This is a genomic window from Marinobacter sp. S0848L (assembly GCF_023016065.1).
Lineage (GTDB): Bacteria > Pseudomonadota > Gammaproteobacteria > Pseudomonadales > Oleiphilaceae > Marinobacter.
Window position 1 is genome coordinate 332,468 of sequence record NZ_JALKAQ010000001.1, and the last position, 19,292, is coordinate 351,759.

The following is a 19,292-nucleotide window of genomic DNA, read 5'->3' on the forward strand; positions in this document are numbered from 1 at the left end:
CCGCTAACGGCCAGCCCGGAGGGCCCGCAACGCCCCGCCTGATGAAAGAGAGAATTTTATGTTCCGCATGACCCGTTACATCAAAACCCTGATGAACCCGACTCCGGTCCGCGCGATCCCTAAGCCCAGCGGTCCGGTGGTAATCTGGAACCTGATCCGACGCTGCAACCTGACCTGCAAACACTGCTACTCGATCTCCGCCGACATCGATTTCAAAGGCGAGTTAAGCACTCAGGAAGTCTACACCGTGATGGACGACCTCAAAGCCTACGGTGTGCCGGTTCTGATTCTGTCGGGCGGCGAACCTCTCATGCGACCGGACATTTTTGACATCTCGCACCGGGCCAAGGAAATGGGCTTTTACGTGGGGCTATCCACCAACGGCACGTTGATCACCGAAGACAACATCGACAAGATCAAAGCCGTTGGTTACGACTACGTGGGCATCAGCATTGACGGTCTTGAAAAGACCCACGATGAATTCCGCCAGAAGAAAGGGGCCTTCCGTGAATCCATGCACGCGGTGGCGCTGTGCAAACAAGCGGGCATCAAAGTTGGCTTGCGCTTCACGCTGACTCAGGACAACTACCCGGAACTTCCGGCCATGCTGGAAATGCTCGATGAACACGACATCGACAAATTCTACCTGTCGCACCTGAACTACTCCGGCCGCGGGGGCCGAAACCGCAAGCGCGATGCCTGGTACGACATGACGCGCGACGCCATGAGGCTGCTGTTCAACCATTGCCACAACGAACTTCAGCGCGGCATTGAGCGGGAATACGTCACCGGCAACAACGATGCCGACGGCCCGTTCCTGATTGAGTGGGCGAAAGAGCATTACCCGGATCAGGTCGATGCACTGACCGAACGCCTGACCAACTGGGGCGGCAACTCTTCCGGCGTGAACATTTCCAACATCGACAATCTGGGCACCGTGCATCCCGACACCTTCTGGTGGGACTACAACCTCGGAAACGTGCGGGAAACGCCGTTCTCGGAAATCTGGTCCGAAACCAAAGATCCGTTGATGCAGGGTTTCCGCCAATACCCTCGCCCGGTCAAAGGTCGCTGCGCCGAGTGCAAGTTCCTGAACATCTGTAACGGCAACACCCGGGTAAGGGCATACAACATGTCCGGTGATTTCTGGGAAGAAGACCCTGGTTGCTACCTCACCAACGAAGAAATTGGTGTTGTAGAAAGCATGCCTAGGCGGGTGGCTGCAGGGGCTATCGAGATTCCGGTCAACAATCTGTAAGGAAAGACACCATGAACACAGCTCCACGACAAAAGTGCCTGGTGGAATTCCAACTGGCCGAACAACCTCTTCGCCCCGGAGAAGTCGCCATTGTTGGCGCCGGCCCCGGTGACCCGGGCTTACTCACACTCAGAGCCTTAATGCTGATCCAACAGGCCGACGCCATCGTTTACGACCGGCTGGTGTCGCCCCAGATAATGGAGCTGGTAAAACCCGGAGCAGAACGAATCCACGTTGGCAAAGCCAGCGGTTGTCACTTTGTGCCACAAGACGAAACCAACGATTTGCTGGTGAAACTGGCCATCCAACAGCGTCGCGTCGTTCGTCTGAAAGGAGGCGACCCGTACATCTTCGGGAGAGGCGGTGAAGAAGCCGAGTTTTTGGTGGAAAACGACATCGACTTTCTCGTGGTACCGGGCATCACCTCCGCGGCCGGATGCTCGTCTTACTGCGGCATTCCCCTGACCCACCGGGACTACGCCCAAAGCGTCACCTTTGTTACCGGTCACCGCAAAGCCGATCATGCCCTGGAGCTGAACTGGCAGGTTCTGGCCGCACCGGGACAAACCCGGGTGTTTTATATGGGCTTGCACAATGCCCCCACCATCGTGCGTGAACTGACCGCTCATGGGCTTGACGGCAACTGTCCGGTTGCTCTGGTTGAGCGCGGCACCACCCCCCTTCAACACATGACAGTGACCACGCTGAACGACCTCGTGGACACCATTGATCGTGAAGATTTCCAACCGCCAACACTGATTATTGTGGGTGAAGTAGTCCAACTGGCAGAAAAGCTCGCCCGTCCGGCGCAAGCTGGCTGGCACAGCGCTCTGACCGACCGCACAGCAATAACCGGCAGCCGCTTACCTGCCTGAAACCGACCTACATAGCCTGACCGGGAGCCTCTGCTGGTGATGTGTTATCAAACCCGAGCAAACCTGATGAAAAGCCTGCTGCTGGCAGGCGCATTTCTTGCCTTGCCGTGGCAAGCCGCTAATGCCGAAGATTCCGGCACCGAGACGCTCTACCTTCAACAATGTGCCGCATGTCATGGTCCTGACCGCTTGGGTGGAATGGGCCCGGCCTTGTTGCCAGAGAACCTTGGGCGCTTGAAAAAAACCGAAGCCGAGCGAGTGATTCGCGAAGGCCGGCCAGCTACCCAGATGGGCGGCTACAAGGACATTCTCAACGACCAGCAAATCGCTGATCTGACCAAATACATCTATCAGCCGCCGAGCCACGAACTCAAATGGGGCCGCCCTGAAATCCGGAATAGTCAGATTGTGAATCATGCCGCCGGCACACTGCCGGATGACCCGGTCTTTGAAGCAGACATGATGAACCTGTTTCTGGTGGTCGAAATTGGCGATCACCATGTCACCTTGCTGGACGGTGACAACATGGAGCCAATTCACCGCTTCCCCAGCCGGTTCGCATTGCACGGCGGGCCTAAATACAGCCCGGATGGTCGTTTTGTCTATTTCGGATCCCGGGACGGCTGGATCACCAAATACGACATTTACAATCTGAAAGTGGTTGCCGAGGTTCGTGCCGGTATCAACATGCGTAACATCGCCGTCTCTGCGGATGGCCAATATGTCATGGCCGCCAATTACCTTCCCCACACGCTAGTGCTGTTTGATGCCGACAATCTCGATCTTCTCGATTTCATTCCGGTAGAGAACGCTCAGGGCGAAAGCTCGCGAGTCAGCGCGGTTTATACCGCTCCGCCCAGAGGTAGCTTTATCGCAGCCCTAAAAGACATTCCCGAAGCCTGGGAAGTCACGGTGCAAGACAACAAAGCCCAACTCCGCCGGATGACCACCGACACCCTGCTGGACGACTTTTTCTTTGACCCCGGCTACCAGCACCTGATCGGCGCAGCACGAGACGGCAAGCACGGCGTGGTGATTGATCTGGACACCGGAAAGACAACCGCCGAATTGCCATTGCCGGGCATGCCACATCTGGGGTCAGGCATTACCTGGGAGTATCAAGGCCGACGCGTGATGGCCACCCCGCACTTCCGTGCCGGAGCCATTTCCATCATCGACATGGACACCTGGGAGGTTATCAAAACCCTGAAAACCGAAGGCCCCGGGTTCTTCATGCGCAGCCATGAAAACTCTCGCTATGCCTGGGCTGATGTGTTCTTTGGGCCCAATGCCGACAAGGTGCACATTATCGACAAACAGACGCTGGAAATCGTCAAAACCCTGCAGCCTGAGCCCGGCAAAGTCGCGGCACACGTGGAGTTCGATCGATACGGCGAGAAGCTTCTGTTGAGTGTCTGGGATAACGACGGCGCGATCATCGTGTATGACGCGGACACCCTGGAAGAAGAAAAGCGTATTCCGATGAAAAAGCCCTCGGGCAAGTACAACGTATGGAACAAGATCAATTACGAAGAAGGCACCAGTCACTGACCGATGAAGGCCCCGCGCCTTCATCGGCCGAATGAAATTCCTTTAACCATTAAAGTCATTTGGAATATTTGTTCTATGGTAGGATAATTGATCTAAGTCACTTCAAAGGGGTTAGAAAATGAACAGCAGACTCAAGCCGCCACTGGCATCTGCCCCCTGCCTGCTAGGCGATGATGATCCGGAGATAATTCATCAGGATGCGGCACCTTCGGAAGTCGCCCTGTTGAACGGACTGAGTCGTGCCTTTGGCATCTGTCTTAGCGAAAAACAGAACACCAACGAAGCGCTGTTTCTGAGCGACATAGCTCGCCTGTTTCATCAGCGTCGTGTTGATGCCGAAACTCCACTGGAAAAGCACGACCGCTCCTGGTCAAACGTCTATCTGATCCAGTACGGAATCCTGCGTTTATTTCGCGAGTCTTCATCCGGAAAAGTGGCGGTGCATCACTTCTTCGCAGAAGGCGATTTGGTTTGGCCAGTGTTTGGTCGAACCAGAACCGTCCGTAACACCCTGTGCCTGACCAGCGTTGTTCCGGCAACGCTCTGGGTAGCCGATTTCGCAGCTTTTCGCTCAGCCATACAACGCCATGGCGACGGTCTGTGGGCGAAGTTTGCATTGATGCTGACCGAAGAAATTGCAGAGCTGACCAGCATGCGGGAATTTCGGAAACAAACCATGCCCGCTCAGGAACGGTACGGGCTTTTGCTTGAGGAATACCCGGAACTCGTAAAGCGAGTGCCCGACAACCAGTTGGCAGCATGGCTTGGCGTGGTGCCAGCGACTTTCTCCCGGCTCAAATCCGCCAGCAAGAACAGCTGAGAACAGCTGAGAACAGCAACGATTATTCGTGGAAAATTTGTGCGTACACCTGTACGCTGAACCGAACCCATTCTTGAGCGGATTCAGGCAGCACAGATGACACACGAAACTCACTACCCGAACGTAACCACAAGCACCACTCACGCCCACATCGAAGAATGGATTAACAGTGCCACGCACGGGCTGGGTGCCGCGCTGAGCGTCATCGGCACGATCGCCTTGATTGTCGGTGCAAGCCAACTGGGCGACATCTGGAAAATCATCAGTTTCAGCGTGTTTGGCACATCGCTGATCCTGCTGTATATGGCTTCAGCCCTGTATCACGGCGCTCGCAGTCCACAACTGAAATCCCTCTACAAAACCATGGACCACTGCGCCATATTCCTGCTGATTGCCGGCACCTATACCCCGTTTTTATTGGTCAACATGCGCGGCACAACCGGCTGGACATTATTCGCGGTGATCTGGTCGCTGGCCTTTACCGGCGTGGCCTTAAAAATCATCTTCAAGAATCGTTTCAAACTCGCCCGGGTAGGCATCTATGTAGCCATGGGCTGGCTGATCACGTTTGCCTCTGGCGATCTGGCTGCCAGCCTGAGTGAGACGGCCCTGTACCTGACCGTGGCCGGCGGTGTCGTTTACACCGCGGGGGTGGTGTTTTATCTGGCAGATCGCGTCCCTTATATGCATGCGGTTTGGCATCTGTTTGTACTTGGGGGAAGCGCCTGCCATTTCGGTGCCATCTACGTTGGCGTACTTCCTTACACCTTATAAACTCGTTCACTTAAGCCAGAAACGGAGGTTTTTCTTTGCCCGGCAAACCCTTTCATGCGTTCTGGCTGTTCTTTCCTGCAGCCTCGTTATGGGCGGCACTCTCCGTACCTCTGTCGATTTTTTCAGCCACCTCGGGATGGCCGCCCGGGTTTATCGGTGCCGGGCACGGCCACGAACTTATTTTCGGCTTTGCCCTTGCTCTGGTGGCGGGGTACACCCTCGGCCCCCAGCCCTGGCGAGTCCTTACGCCTATTTTTCTGGCTTGGTGCTTGGCTCGGGCATTCTGGCTCATCGCGCCGGAACTGCTGGTGAGCCAGGCTCTTAGCATTGCCTTTGGCCTGATGGTTGCCCGCCAAGTCGTCCCCCGTTTTCAAGCCGCAAAAAAATGGCGCAACAAAGTAGCCGGGCCACTGATTCTTGCTCTGTGTCTGGCTGCCTTGGCGTACACCCTGTCCCATTACGGGCTACCGCTACCCAGTGTTCGCCGCATCATGCTGGCAACCATTATCGGCTTGCTACTGCTCATGACCTTCATCGGTGGCCGGGCCATTGCGCCCGCCATCGCAGGCATATTGGAAAAGCGAGGCATTCCGTTAAACGCCCGAGTGCAGCCCCGAATCGAGGGCACACTTCTGGTGCTTCTGTCCCTTGCGACCCTTCTCATGCTGTCACCGGCAACAGACCGGATAACCGGACTACTGTTGATCGTTAGTGGCGGATTGATCGCGCTGCGCGCGGTACGCTGGAAACTCTGGCTGTGCGGGCACCGCCCGGATTTATTGGTATTCGGGCTGGGTTATTTTTGGTTAGCCGCCGGCTCCACCGTCACCGGAATCGCCTTGCTGCGCGGGCAGCCACCTCTTCCGGCGATGCATCTTATTACGGTCGGTGCCTTGGGCACCCTCTCGTGCAGCGTTATGTTGCGGCAAGCGTGGCAGCGCGCCCACAGACACTTCCCGCCACGCTGGCAGGTGCTCACTTTTGCTGTATCCATCGGGCTTGCCGCCATCACCCGCTTCAGTGCCGGGACAAATCCTTACGCCCAAACGGATCTGCTGTGGATTTCGGCCATCGCCTGGAGCGCTACCTACGCTGGCGTTTTCATCCAGTTGCTGCTGCTTTTCAGGCACGCTCAGACTAAACGAATACAGCGTTAAACGGTCACAATCAGGTAACCTATGTAAAACAACCATTCAGGTGACGAGTTCACTTCCGGAGACAGCAATGTTACTGAACTGCGATTTAGGTGAAAGCTTTGGAGCCTGGACTATGGGCATGGACGAGCAGGTCATGCCGTTCATCGACCAGGCCAACATTGCCTGCGGTTTCCATGCCGGTGACCCGGTTACCATACAGCGCACTGTGTGTTTAGCGCTCCAGAACGGTGTGGCCCTTGGCGCACATCCCTCGTATCCGGACCTGCAAGGATTTGGTCGCCGTTCCATGGTGCTTCAGCCGGAAGAAATCACCGCCATGGTCAGCTATCAGATCGGCGCGCTCAGTCACATTGCCGCTTGTCAGGGCGGCCTTGTAAGTTACGTAAAGCCCCACGGCGCTCTGTATAACAACATGATGCGCGACGAAGCCATTCTCGAAAGCATCCTGGAAGCGCTCAGGTGCTCGCCCTATGACCTCGCGCTGATGGCCATGTCTACCGCAGACAACAGCCAACTGAAATCCCTGTGCGGAAAATATGGCGTGCCACTTATCTTGGAAGCCTTTGCCGACCGGGCCTATGACGAACAGGGCTTTCTTGTTCCGCGCACTCAACCCGACGCTGTGCACAAAGACTCCGCCGCCATTGTCGAGCAGGCCCGGCGGCTTGCCACCGGCACACCACTGCGAAGTATCAGCGGCAAACCATTGCGACTTGAAGCCGATTCTTTGTGTGTCCATGGCGACAACCCCGATTCAATCGCCGCTGTTGAAGCGATCCGCAAGGCACTGAAGGACACCCACTGATGCGCTGGCAGTGTCAGGTGACCGGCATAGATACGCTTACCCTGTATTTTGGCGACCGTATTGATATTGCTCTCACTGAACAGATTCGTGTTGCGGCCGAGGCGTTATCAAATCGGCTTGGGGCATGCCTTGTGGACTTGGTTCCCTCTTATACATCGCTGATGCTGCGCTATGATCTTCTGAAAACGGATTACCCAAACCTGCTCGCCGATGTCACCGCCGTTCTGGATAACTTATCGGATCACCCGGTAAAGGACGAAAGCGCCGGCACCCTCGACATCCCTGTGTTTTACCACCCCAGTGTCGGCCCGGATCTTGAAGCCGTTGCCGCACGAGCCGGCCTATCCGTCGAGCAAGTCATTCATCGCCACAGCCGCCAGGCTTACCACGTGTTTGCGATTGGGTTCGCACCCGGATTTGCCTATCTGGGCGAAGTTCCACACGATCTGGAAACACCTCGGCTTGCCACCCCGCGCGCCAAAGTCCCCGCCGGCAGCCTTGGCATTGCCGATCGGCAAACTGCCATTTACCCACTGGCATCACCAGGCGGCTGGAACCTGATTGGCCGCACGCCAGTCACCATGTTTGATCCCCACCGGGAGCAGCCATCGTTGTTACGCGCCGGGCAACAGGTGCGGTTTCGAGCCATTACACGCGACGAATTTCTTGCATTGGGCGGGCAGATCGAATGAGCGCTCAGGCCGGCTTTTATGTCACCAAACCAGGCTTCTTCAGCCTGCTGCAAGACGCGGGTCGCCGGGGCGTGATGCACATGGGGCTTGCTTCCGGCGGTGCCATGGATCGCCATGCATGGGCCTGGGCGAATCACCTGCTCGGCAATGACTATGGCGCAGCCGCGCTGGAAATCACTTTTGGCGGTGCCGAATTCAGCTGCGGACTGAACACCCAAATTGTTGTCACCGGTGCCGACGTAAAGCTCACGGTGAATGGTGAACCAACCCCCCTGTGGACCACCCTTCATGTAAGCGCCGGAGACAGCGTGGCGTTAAGTGCGCCCCGTACCGGTGTCCGCGCCTATCTCGCCGTGCGAGGTGGTTTTTTGGTGGGGCCCGGTTTGGGCGGCAGCTGCGCCACCGTTGTACGTGAAGGCACCGGCGGCTTGCAGGGCAACGGCCATGCCATTAAGGAAGGCGACCTTATACCCTGCGGGGCCATCTCGCAACTGGCCATAAATCGCAAAATCCCCAACCAATGGATTCCGGATTACCGCAAGCCGTTAACGCTGGATGTCCTGCCTTGCGCTCAGGTTGAACAGTTTTCCGAACGGGCACTGGCAACCTTCTTCTCGAACGCTTATACCCTAAGCCCCCAATCTGACCGAATGGGCGCTCGCCTGACCGGCCCCGCGCTGGAGGTGTCGGTCCGCCAGCTGGCCTCAGAGGGCACGAGCCTCGGTGCCATTCAGGTGCCTGCGGACGGCCAGCCGATTATTTTACTGCAAGACCGGCAAACCATCGGCGGCTATCCGAAACTGGGCGCTGTTACGCCCCGCAGTCTCGATGCTCTGGCCCAAAGGCCGCCCGGTACAAGCCTGCGTTTCAGGGAAATATCCCTGGTAGACGCGCAACAGCAGGAGCGTCAATTGCTGGCGTTTTTCAATACCGCTCGTTAACGGTTTGTCAGATCTGAACACAAAACTACCACCGACCTCGCCGGACCATTAGAATTGCCCCGATTCTTTTACCCGGAGCCTTAGTGATGTCTGTTGAACTGTCTTCTTCTAACAGTTTTGAACAACTCAAGCGCATTGAATCCAGCAAAGTTTTTCAAGGCGCAGTCATTGCCATCATCATTTTGTCAGCCTTGACCATTGGCGCGAAAACCTACGATCTGCCACCGATTGTCGAGCAGTCCCTGACGGTACTGGACAACGCCATCACGCTGTTTTTCCTGATTGAAATTCTTTTCCGGTTTGCCGCCTGCCCCGCCAAACGACGGTTTCTGATGGATGGCTGGAACCTGTTCGACACCTTGGTGGTAATCGGCAGTTTGATCCCGCTCGACAATTCCGAGGCCGTGCTGCTGGGCCGATTGCTTCGGGTATTCCGGGTCTTGCGACTGGTATCGGTCGTACCCGAGCTGCGTTTTTTGATCAACTCGCTGCTCAAAGCCATTCCTCGCATGGGCTACATCGCCCTGCTGATGTTCATCATCTTTTATATCTACGCGGCGATTGGCTCCATGTTTTTTGCCAGCGTGGATGAAGAACTCTGGGGCGATGTCGCCATATCCATGCTCACCCTGTTCCGGGTGGCCACGTTCGAGGACTGGACTGATGTGATGTACGCCACCATGGCGGATTATCCGTTCAGTTGGATTTTCTATCTCACTTTTATATTCCTCACCGCGTTCGTATTTCTGAACATGATGATCGGGGCGATTCTGGAAGTCATGGGCGAGGAGCAAAATGCTGAGGCGGCGCAGAAAGCCCACGACGAGCGGGACCAGATCGTGCAACAACTCCAGTCTGTCCAGCGAAAACTGGATGAACTGAGTGAGAAGCTGGAACGGTGATTTAGTCGCAATCGTTGGCTTCAACCGGCTTTGTCTTCTACTCTCTAAATTAGTTTTCCTACTTATCCGAGGAGTAAAGCGATGGCCGATAAGCCCAAGTTAACGTCGGTGTCGGGCTGCCCGATAGCAAACAATCAAGACAGCTTGACCGCCGGTCCGCGCGGTCCGATCTTGCTTCAGGACGCGTGGTTTCTGGAGAAGATGGCGCATTTTGACCGTGAGGTTATCCCCGAGCGGCGCATGCACGCTAAAGGTTCGGGCGCGTTCGGTCGTTTCACCGTTACCCATGACATCACGCAATACACCAAGGCGGCCTTGTTCAGCGAAGTCGGCAAACAAACCGACATGTTTGTACGCTTTTCAACGGTCGCCGGCGAACGTGGTGCAGCCGATGCCGAGCGGGACATTCGCGGTTTTGCGCTGCGTTTTTATACCGAACAGGGCAACTGGGACTTGGTCGGTAACAACACTCCGGTTTTCTTCTTCCGCGATCCGCTGAAATTCCCTGACCTCAACCATGCCGTTAAACGTGACCCGCGCACGAACATGCGCAGCCCAACCAACAACTGGGACTTTTGGAGCAGCCTGCCGGAAGCCCTGCACCAGGTCACCATCGTAATGAGTGATCGGGGGATTCCTGCCTCTTACCGGCATATGCACGGCTTCGGCTCTCATACCTTCAGCTTCATCAGCCCAGACAATGAGCGCTATTGGGTGAAATTCCACTTCAAGACCCAGCAAGGCATCAAAAACCTGACGGATCAGGAAGCCGCTGATGTCGTTGGTCAGGACCGCGAAAGCTCTCAACGTGATCTGTACGACGCCATCGAAGGCGGCGATTTCCCGCGCTGGACCATGTATGTGCAAATCATGCCAGAAGCAGATGCGGCGAAAGTGCCCTACCACCCCTTCGACCTGACCAAAGTTTGGCCTAAAGGCGATTACCCGCTTATCGAGGTCGGCTACTTCGAGTTAAACAAAAACCCTGAAAACTACTTTGCTGATGTTGAGCAGGCTGCATTCAACCCGGCGCATGTCGTTCCGGGCATTGGTTTCTCGCCCGACCGAATGCTACAGGGTCGCCTGTTTTCCTACGGCGATGCGCAACGCTACCGTTTGGGGGTTAATCACTCACAAATCCCGGTCAACACACCACGCTGCCCGTTCCACAGCTATCACCGGGACGGCCTGATGCGGGTAGATGGCAACCAGGGTAGCCGCTTGCACTACGAGCCAAACAGCTACGGTGAATGGCAGGAACAGCCAGACTTCTCCGAGCCGCCACTCGCGCTGGAGGGTGATGCGGATCGCTTTGACTTCTGGGAAACAGAACCCGATTACTTCACACAACCGGGCGACCTGTTCCGCCTGATGAGCCCCGAGCAGCAGCAAGTGCTGTTTGAAAACACCGCCCGCAACATGGACGGCGTACCCGAAGAGATCAAACTGAGGCATATCAGACATTGCGCGAAAGCAGATCCCGCTTATGGCGAAGGCGTCGCGAAAGCAATGGGCCTGAAAGTACCCAAATAAACGGAAAACACGGCCATAAAAAACGCCCATGCCTCGAACAGAAGCGTGGGCGTTTTCTTTATACGGGGCTTTTAGCCTTAGCCCAGCAACGGCTTAGCCATGGCCAAATGGAAAATGGCGCTCACCTGCACCAAGGCAAGAATGGCAGCAATCACACGAACCGGTGTGGAAAACTTGGGCTTAATAGCGAATACACCCGCCACAATATAACCCACCAACAAGACGATCTTGGCAATCAGCCAGCCCGGCATACTTGATGCGTAACCCGCCACGAACAGCAGTGCGATGGCCGCGACCAACAGAACCGTGTCGTTAGCATGAGGAATCCAGCGCAGCGGTGTTTCCCGCCAGCCCGGCCGGCCAACAACATCCAGCAGCAGTCTCAGTGCGAATAAGGTAATGGTCAGATACGCGGCCGTCATGTGCAGGTGTTTTAAAATCATATAGGCGGTCATTCAAACTTCCCTTTTCCATCAAAATGTTGCCGCCATTGTACGCAAAATACCCCCAAGCAGGTATGGTGATTAAATAACCGCAGGATTAACATATACATCAAATACATGTATATGAGAGGTATCTATGCAGGCGCACCCAACCTCTGCAGAACAAAGCGGCGCGAACCTTAAGCAGCTGTTCGCCTATCCGTTCCGGATCTTCTTCCTGTCAATGACGGTGCTAACGCTTGTCGGCATCCCACTCTGGGTGCTGGAAGTGTCCGGGGTCATTCAACTGCCCTTGGCCATGCCCGCATTGTTCTGGCATCAACACGAGATGCTGTTCGGCTTTTTATCCGCCGCCATTGCCGGATTTTTGTTGACCGCGGTGTGTGTCTGGACCCAGACGGAACGCATGCACGGGGTTCCGCTTATGCTGCTGTGGGCCGTCTGGCTGGCCGGGCGTTTGCTGCTGGCGTTGGGTGGCAGTTTGCCGGATATGTTGGTGCACGCAGTCAATCTGGCCTTCCTGCCTCTGGTGATGATCGATGCGGGCTGGCGCATCTGGCGTGCACGACAAAAACGGCAACTCATGATTCTGGCGGTACTAGGCCTGCTCTGGCTCATGCAGATTGGCTTTGTTACCCGACTCGACATGTCATTCAGCTACGGCGCACTGATTATGGCGATGGCTTTAATCAGCATTGTCGGCGGCCGGATTACGCCCGCGTTTACCGCAGGCTGGCTACGCCAGCGTGGTTACGATGCCTCTCGCGTGAAAATGATTGCGCCGCTCGATCTGGTCAATTTACTCGCCATGGTTGTGTTGATGGCCTCATTGGTCACCGGCTGGCAGACCCTCACAGCGATTCTCGCTCTAGTCGCCGCCGGGCTGATGCTTAAACGCCTGTATAACTGGAAGGGTTGGCTCGCGCGCTCCGAACCCTTGTTATGGATTCTGCATCTGTCCTTACTCTGGGTGCCGGTGGCCCTGATTCTGCTGGCAGGCTCGCTGATGGCCGGATGGCCCTCCAGCGCCTGGAGTCATGCGGCCGGGACTGGCGCAGTGGGCTGCCTGATACTGGGCGTGATCGCTCGCGTATCGCTTGGCCATACCGGCCGCCCGCTCCAATTGCCAAAAGGCATGGTGGCGGCTTTTGTTGCTATCCAACTAGCTGCACTTATCAGGGTGCTGACCGCCCTCGAGGTCATTCCCTGGCCCCCGGGCATTGGCTCAAGCACTGTGCTTTGGGTGTTTGCTTACGGCGTATTTCTCATTCGCTACACCGGTGTGCTGGCTAGCCCGAGAGCGGATGGCAAAGAGGGCTAAATAAGCACTCGGCAACCGTGACGGACGTCAAATAGGCGTGTCATTCTTGCAATCATCCACTAAAGGTCAATAGCTGTTTTCGTATCAGGCGCTAAAGTAGGTGTATCAAATATTGAAACAGAGACACCTGCAATATGTACCCTGATCACTTTGACAAAGAAGACCTGATCCGTTGCGGTCATGGCGAATTGTTCCCCGGCGATATGCGTTTGCCCATCGACGAAATGCTGATGGTCGATCGCATCACCCACGTTGGTGCTGATGACGGTTTGCACGGCAAAGGCAGCCTGATAGCTGAGCTGGATATCAATCCGGATCTCTGGTTTTTCAAAGTTCACTTCCAAGGTGATCCGGTTATGCCCGGCTGCCTCGGGCTAGATGCCATGTGGCAGTTGGTTGGTTTCTACTTGGCCTGGGGCGGTGGCGAAGGTAAAGGCCGCGCACTGGGTGCCGGCGAAGTGAAATTCTTTGGTCAGGTGCTGCCGAGTAATAAAAAAGTCACCTATTATCTGGATATTAAACGCCTGATTCGCCGTAAGCTGACCATGGCGATTGCGGATGCCCGAATGGAAGTGGATGGTCGTGAAATCTACACCGCCAAAGATCTGCGGGTTGGCCTGTTCACCTCCACTGACGACTTTTAGGAGTTAGCAAGATGCGTCGTGTTGTAATCACTGGCATGGGGATTGTCTCCAGCCTTGGAACCAATCAAAAAGAAGTCGCCGAATCTCTGCGTGAGTCCCGCTCTGGCATTGCGCTCAGCGAAGAGGCCCGCGACAACGGTTTGCGCAGCCACATTTCCGGCAAGATTGATCTGAACCTGTCAGAGCTGATTGATCGCAAGATCTTGCGTTTCATGTGCCCGGCTGCAGGCTACAGTTACCTGGCCACCAAAGAGGCCATTGAACAGGCCGGCCTGACAGACGAGCAAATTCGCGCCAATACCACAGGCGCTGTATTCGGTACCGGCGGTGCATCAACCGTTGAATTGCTGGATTCCATCGACACCCATCGCGACAAAGGCATTCGCCGGGTTGGTCCGTACCGCGTTCCACGCACCATGGGCAGTGCCATCAACGCCTCTATCACAACCGCGTTCGGCATAACCGGCATCAACTACGGCATTACTTCTGCCTGTGCGACCAGCGCACACTGCATCGGCCACGCCGCTGACCAGATTGCTCTGGGCCGCCAGGACGTTATGCTCGCCGGCGGAGGTGAAGACATCCACTGGACGCTCAGCCTGATGTTTGACGCCATGGGCGCACTCTCTACCAAGTACAACGACACCCCTGAGCAAGCCTCACGCACCTACGATGCAGACCGCGACGGTTTCGTTATTTCAGGTGGTGGTGGTGCCTTGGTTCTGGAAGCGCTGGAACATGCAGAAGCACGGGGCGCAACGATTTTGGCGGAGCTGGTAGGCTTTGGCGCGACATCCGACGGTGCCGACATGGTTGCACCAAGTGGTGAAGGCGCGATTCGATGCATGCAGCAGGCGATGGCCAACGTTGATGGTGAAATCAATTACATCAACACTCACGGCACCAGTACGCCTGCGGGTGATATCACCGAGCTTCAGGCTCTCAAGAAAACCTTTGGCGATAACATTCCACCCCTGAGCTCAACCAAGCCACTGTGCGGCCACGCATTGGGTGCGGCGGGTGTACACGAAGCCATTTACTCATTGATCATGCAACGCGAAGGCTTTATCGCACCGTCGGCCAACATCCAGAATCTGGACGAGGGTGCGGAAGGCTTCCCGATTGTCCGCGAACGCATGGACAACCAGAATCTGGACTTGGTCATGAGTAACAGTTTCGGTTTTGGCGGCACGAACGCCACCCTGATCTTCAAGAAAGTCTGATCAGGACATCCGAAGCGAGCGGTATTCAGCCGGCGGCGTTCCCATCCAGCGCTTGAACGCCCGGCTGAATGCACTCAGTTCCGAGAATCCAAGTTGTTCGGCAATTTCCACCAACGGCTTGGATTTATCTTTCATGTAAGTAATCGCTTGCTCCCGTCGCACCTGCTCTAACAACGCCGCAAACGTCACCCCTTCTTGTCGCAATTTCTTGTGCAACGTATAACGGCTCATATTCAATTGACCCGCAACGGTTTCAACACCAACTTTGCCTCGTGCCAAATGAACCTTGATTAACGAACTGACCCGGCCACCCAAGGGTTTCTTGGCTGCGTCCGACGATGCCTTCTCCGTTCCCATATTATTCCCTCCCACTACCCGTTTAGCTTTGCGCATAGTACATACGCGTCAGCGTACACATGTTAGCTGAAAAGGATCAATAAGACCTTTGAGCAAGATCAATAGAAAAGGCACCACATTCCGGCAAAATGCGACCCGGTTAAAATCACCACAGCCCCACCCGACCTCACACTCTCGGAGAAACCATGAAAACCCCGGAACTGCTCGCCCCTGCCGGCACTCCCGAACACCTGGAAACCGCCTTCGCCTACGGGGCGGATGCGGTATACGCTGGCCAACCCCGGTACTCCCTGCGGGTAAGAAACAACAGTTTCAAAAACGTTGAAGCATTGGGTGCCGGCATCGCCAGAGCCCATGAGCTGGGGAAGCAGTTCTATCTGGTATCGAACATTGCGCCTCATAATGACAAGGTGCGCAGCTACCTTAGGGACCTCGCCCCCATTCTTGAGCAAAAGCCGGACGCTCTCATCATGTCGGACCCCGGCTTAATCATGCTGGTCAAAGAAGCCTGGCCCGACCAAGCCATCCACCTTTCGGTGCAAGCCAATGCGGTCAACTGGGCGACTGTGGAATTTTGGCGCCGACAAGGCATCAGCCGCGTAATCTTGTCCCGGGAACTCGCACTTCATGAAATCCGCGAGATTCGGGAAAAAGTACCGGAGATGGAACTGGAGGTGTTCGTTCATGGCGCTTTATGCATGGCTTACTCGGGCCGCTGCCTGCTCTCCGGCTACATGAATCACCGCGACGCCAATCAAGGCGCCTGCACTAACGCTTGCCGCTGGAATTACCAGCCCGTGGCCCACACCACCGATCAAACCGGTGACCTGATTGCCACCACCGCCAACTCGTCAGAACAAAATGTGCAGACCTTCGAGCCGAAAGAAATCCTGCTGGAAGAGCCGAACCGCCCGGGCGGTTATATTCCGGCTTACGAGGACGAGCACGGCACTTACATTATGAACTCGAAAGATTTAAGGGCCGTTCAACACGTAGCTGAACTGGTCAACATGGGCGTGCATTCACTGAAAATCGAAGGCCGCACCAAAAGCACCTACTACGTTGCCCGCACTACTCAGACCTACCGCCGTGCCATCGACGACGCGGTTGCCGGCAAACCCTTCGACATGCAAATGATGGATGAGCTGGAAGCACTCTCGAACCGTGGTTACACCGAAGGCTTCTTACGTCGCCATGTGCCGCAGGAGTACCAGAGTTATGAACAAGGGTCATCATTTCTTGGTACCCAGCAAGTGGTCGGGACCATTACCGATACCGACGACCAGTGGCTGACCATTGATGTGAAAAACAAATTTTCACCGGGCGACCAACTGGAACTGATCAACCCTGCCGGAAACCTGCGGTTTACCGCCAGCACCATGCAGAGCCGTAGCGGAGAAACCATGGCCTGCGCTCCGGGTAGCGGACACATCGTACGCATCCCAAAACCCCAAGGGCTGCCAAACGCTCTCCGCTTTAGTTATTTGACACGTATTCTGCCCACCCCTTAACCCCAGCCGAATGCTCCCGGCGTGCAGCTCATAGGTAGGGCTGCACGTATGATTAAGGTATAATCCCTACACGGCCGATTTAATACCTGACTAAATTACTCTGGTATTGTATAATCATTCGCCAGAAGCAATGGGAGGAGCTCTTTTCATTCAGCTCCCCCGGCGAAACACAGGGCACCATGCCCCAGATGAGAGAATTACGGAGCGACGATCATGGCGACCACCGACAATGAGGTGAAAGAGCTGATCAAACGGGAATACGAACACGGTTTCGTAACCGAAATTGAGTCAGACACCTTCGAACCCGGCCTCAATGAAGATGTAATCCGCCGCCTGTCTGAAATCAAGCAAGAACCGGAGTTCATGCTTGAGTGGCGCCTTAAAGCATATCGTCGTTGGCTGGACATGGAAGAACCCGAATGGGCCCACGTTGATTTCCCGAAGGTGGATTACAACGACATTTCCTACTATTCAGCGCCCAAGAAAAAAGAAGACATGCCCCAGAGCCTGGACGAAGTCGATCCAGAGCTGCTGCGCACCTATGAAAAATTGGGCATTCCGCTGCACGAACGCGCCAAACTGGCCGGCGTTGCGGTTGATGCGGTATTTGACTCCGTGTCTGTAGCCACCACGTTTAAAGAGCCACTGGAAAAAGCCGGTGTTATTTTCTGCCCGATTTCCGAAGCGGTGCACAAACACCCTGAGCTGATTAAAAAATACCTGGGCAGCGTGGTTCCTGCGGGCGACAACTACTTCGCTGCGCTGAACTCGGCAGTCTTCTCGGACGGCTCGTTCGTATACATTCCGAAAGGCGTTCGCTGCCCGATGGAACTGTCTACCTATTTCCGGATTAACGCGGCCAACACCGGCCAGTTCGAGCGCACTCTGATCGTTGCCGAAGAAGGCAGCTACGTGAGCTATCTGGAAGGTTGCACCGCGCCCATGCGGGACGAAAACCAGCTGCACGCTGCCGTTGTTGAAATCGTTGTCCTCGACGATGCCCAGGTTAAGTACTCTACGGTACAGAACTGGTATCCGGGCGATGAGCACGGCAAAGGCGGCATCTACAATTTTGTAACCAAACGCGCCGCCTGTATCGGCAAGAACTCCAAAGTGTCCTGGACGCAGGTCGAAACCGGCTCCGCCATCACCTGGAAATACCCGAGCTGTGTCCTGCGTGGTGAAAACAGTGTCGGCGAGTTTTACTCCGTCGCATTGACCCACAACCATCAGCAGGCAGACACCGGTACCAAGATGATCCATCTGGGCAAAAACACCCGGAGCACCATCATTTCCAAAGGTATTTCGGCAGGTCGCAGCTCAAACGCATACCGCGGACTGGTGAAATTCGGTCCTGCTGCCGATGGCGCACGTAACTTTACCCAGTGTGATTCGCTGCTGATCGGCGACCGCTGTGGCGCCCACACCTTCCCGTACATCGAAAGCAAGAACAAGTCGGCCATCGTGGAACACGAAGCCACCACCTCCAAGGTCAGCGACGAGCAGATGTTCCTCTGCCGCCAGCGCGGTATCGACCCGGAGCAGGCCGTTTCCATGATCGTGAACGGCTTCTGTAAAGAGGTGTTCAAAGAGCTGCCGATGGAGTTTGCGGTAGAAGCCGGCAAGCTACTGGAAGTGAGCCTCGAAGGCTCTGTTGGTTAAGTTAGTTCCACGGCAAACACAAAGAATTCAGACGGTTAAAAGAGAGAAGCAACAAATGCTGAGCATCAAAAACCTGCACGCATCCGTTGAGGACAAAGCAATCCTCAAAGGCATCAACCTGGATATCAAGCCCGGGGAAGTTCACGCCATCATGGGCCCCAACGGTTCCGGTAAGAGCACCCTGTCACAGGTTCTGGCAGGCAACGAGGCATTTGAAGTCACCAGCGGTGAAGTCACCCTGAACGGTGAAAACCTGCTGGACCTCGCCATCGAAGAACGCGCTCGCGAAGGCGTTTTTCTGGCGTTCCAATACCCGGTCGAAATCCCCGGCGTGAGCAACCTTCAGTTCCTGCGCACGGCGGTCAATGCGATGCGCAAGCACCGCGGCGAAGAAGAAATGAACGCGGCCGAATTCATGAAGCAGGCCAAAGAAGTTTCCAAGCAAGTGGATTTGGACCCTTCGTTCCTGAAGCGTGGCGTTAACGAAGACTTCTCCGGTGGTGAGAAAAAGCGTAACGAAATCATGCAGGCATTGCTGCTTCAGCCGAAACTGGCGATTCTGGACGAAACCGACTCCGGCCTCGACATCGACGCACTGCAAGTGGTTTCCAACGGCGTTAACGCCCTGCGTGCCGAAGACCGCGCTATTCTGATGGTCACCCACTACCAGCGCCTGCTTAACCACATCGTGCCGGATTACGTGCATGTACTGGCGGGCGGCCGGATCGTTAAATCCGGTGGCCGTGAACTGGCACTTGAATTGGAAGAACGCGGTTACGGCTGGTTGGGAATCAACGACGAAGACACCAGCAACTGATCAGGA

The 19,292-nt window shown here is 55.6% G+C and carries 18 protein-coding genes and 1 pseudogene; 17 read left to right on the plus strand and 2 right to left on the minus strand.

The annotated features are described in order from the left end of the window. The first annotated feature begins 58 nt into the window (after nt 1-58). The 11 genes and pseudogenes from nirJ to MWU64_RS01640 all read left to right on the plus strand — a co-directional run bounded on the left by nirJ (nt 59) and on the right by MWU64_RS01640 (nt 11,308). Nucleotides 59-1,258, plus strand: coding sequence for a heme d1 biosynthesis radical SAM protein NirJ (gene nirJ / locus MWU64_RS01590; RefSeq protein ID WP_247059891.1), 1,200 nt, complete (start codon nt 59-61; stop codon nt 1,256-1,258). Nucleotides 1,259-1,332: 74 nt separating this feature from the next. Continuing rightward, nucleotides 1,333-2,133 (plus strand): annotated as a pseudogene (cobA, locus tag MWU64_RS01595) (uroporphyrinogen-III C-methyltransferase); the annotation flags it as partial. A gap of 66 nt (nt 2,134-2,199) precedes the next feature. After that, nucleotides 2,200-3,684, plus strand: coding sequence for a cytochrome D1 domain-containing protein (locus MWU64_RS01600; protein ID WP_247060746.1), 1,485 nt, complete (start codon nt 2,200-2,202; stop codon nt 3,682-3,684). Nucleotides 3,685-3,802: 118 nt separating this feature from the next. Then, nucleotides 3,803-4,504, plus strand: coding sequence for a Crp/Fnr family transcriptional regulator (locus tag MWU64_RS01605; protein ID WP_247059895.1), 702 nt, complete (start codon nt 3,803-3,805; stop codon nt 4,502-4,504). A gap of 96 nt (nt 4,505-4,600) precedes the next feature. Then, on the plus strand, nt 4,601-5,278 hold the full coding sequence (locus tag MWU64_RS01610; protein ID WP_247059898.1) for a hemolysin III family protein: 678 nt from the start codon (nt 4,601-4,603) through the stop codon (nt 5,276-5,278). A gap of 35 nt (nt 5,279-5,313) precedes the next feature. Continuing rightward, a complete protein-coding gene (locus MWU64_RS01615) occupies nt 5,314-6,435 on the plus strand; it encodes an NnrS family protein (protein ID WP_247059900.1) in 1,122 nt (373 codons plus the stop codon). A gap of 67 nt (nt 6,436-6,502) precedes the next feature. Then, a complete protein-coding gene (locus MWU64_RS01620) occupies nt 6,503-7,240 on the plus strand; it encodes a 5-oxoprolinase subunit PxpA (RefSeq protein WP_247059902.1) in 738 nt (245 codons plus the stop codon). Then, a complete protein-coding gene (pxpB, locus tag MWU64_RS01625; protein WP_247059906.1) occupies nt 7,240-7,932 on the plus strand; it encodes a 5-oxoprolinase subunit PxpB in 693 nt (230 codons plus the stop codon). The genes MWU64_RS01620 and pxpB overlap by 1 nt, the downstream gene beginning before the upstream one ends. Beyond that, nucleotides 7,929-8,873, plus strand: coding sequence for a biotin-dependent carboxyltransferase family protein (locus MWU64_RS01630; protein ID WP_247059908.1), 945 nt, complete (start codon nt 7,929-7,931; stop codon nt 8,871-8,873). Before pxpB ends, MWU64_RS01630 begins: the two co-directional genes overlap by 4 nt. Before the next feature lie 86 nt (nt 8,874-8,959). Beyond that, on the plus strand, nt 8,960-9,775 hold the full coding sequence (locus tag MWU64_RS01635; RefSeq protein ID WP_247059910.1) for an ion transporter: 816 nt from the start codon (nt 8,960-8,962) through the stop codon (nt 9,773-9,775). A gap of 81 nt (nt 9,776-9,856) precedes the next feature. After that, nucleotides 9,857-11,308, plus strand: coding sequence for a catalase (locus MWU64_RS01640; protein ID WP_247059912.1), 1,452 nt, complete (start codon nt 9,857-9,859; stop codon nt 11,306-11,308). Nucleotides 11,309-11,385: 77 nt separating this feature from the next. Here MWU64_RS01640 and MWU64_RS01645 read toward each other — a convergent pair whose 3' ends face one another. Then, complete coding sequence (locus MWU64_RS01645) at nt 11,386-11,763, minus strand: SirB2 family protein (protein WP_114334443.1); 378 nt, start codon at nt 11,761-11,763, stop codon at nt 11,386-11,388. Nucleotides 11,764-11,887: 124 nt separating this feature from the next. Between MWU64_RS01645 and MWU64_RS01650 the strand changes: the two genes are divergently transcribed. From MWU64_RS01650 to fabB, 3 genes are all read left to right on the plus strand, one after another. Continuing rightward, a complete protein-coding gene (locus MWU64_RS01650) occupies nt 11,888-13,072 on the plus strand; it encodes an NnrS family protein (RefSeq protein ID WP_247059915.1) in 1,185 nt (394 codons plus the stop codon). A gap of 134 nt (nt 13,073-13,206) precedes the next feature. Further along, nucleotides 13,207-13,716 (plus strand): bifunctional 3-hydroxydecanoyl-ACP dehydratase/trans-2-decenoyl-ACP isomerase, encoded by a 510-nt coding sequence (gene fabA, locus MWU64_RS01655; RefSeq protein ID WP_247059923.1) that lies wholly within the window; start codon nt 13,207-13,209, stop codon nt 13,714-13,716. A gap of 11 nt (nt 13,717-13,727) precedes the next feature. Continuing rightward, the gene (fabB, locus tag MWU64_RS01660) at nt 13,728-14,939 is read left to right on the plus strand and encodes a beta-ketoacyl-ACP synthase I (RefSeq protein ID WP_247059925.1); all 1,212 of its coding nucleotides are present in this window, start codon (nt 13,728-13,730) and stop codon (nt 14,937-14,939) included. Here fabB and MWU64_RS01665 read toward each other — a convergent pair whose 3' ends face one another. Continuing rightward, nucleotides 14,940-15,296, minus strand: coding sequence for a helix-turn-helix transcriptional regulator (locus tag MWU64_RS01665; RefSeq protein WP_247059927.1), 357 nt, complete (start codon nt 15,294-15,296; stop codon nt 14,940-14,942). It lies immediately after the preceding gene. 185 nt (nt 15,297-15,481) lie between these two features. Between MWU64_RS01665 and yegQ the strand changes: the two genes are divergently transcribed. The 3 genes from yegQ (at nt 15,482) to sufC (ending at nt 19,286) form a co-directional block, all read left to right on the plus strand. Then, on the plus strand, nt 15,482-16,807 hold the full coding sequence (gene yegQ / locus MWU64_RS01670) for a tRNA 5-hydroxyuridine modification protein YegQ (protein WP_247059929.1): 1,326 nt from the start codon (nt 15,482-15,484) through the stop codon (nt 16,805-16,807). A 213-nt stretch (nt 16,808-17,020) separates the two neighbouring features. Beyond that, nucleotides 17,021-18,469, plus strand: coding sequence for a Fe-S cluster assembly protein SufB (gene sufB / locus MWU64_RS01675; RefSeq protein WP_247059939.1), 1,449 nt, complete (start codon nt 17,021-17,023; stop codon nt 18,467-18,469). 55 nt (nt 18,470-18,524) lie between these two features. Next, on the plus strand, nt 18,525-19,286 hold the full coding sequence (gene sufC, locus MWU64_RS01680) for a Fe-S cluster assembly ATPase SufC (RefSeq protein WP_247059945.1): 762 nt from the start codon (nt 18,525-18,527) through the stop codon (nt 19,284-19,286). Nucleotides 19,287-19,292: the final 6 nt, after the last annotated feature.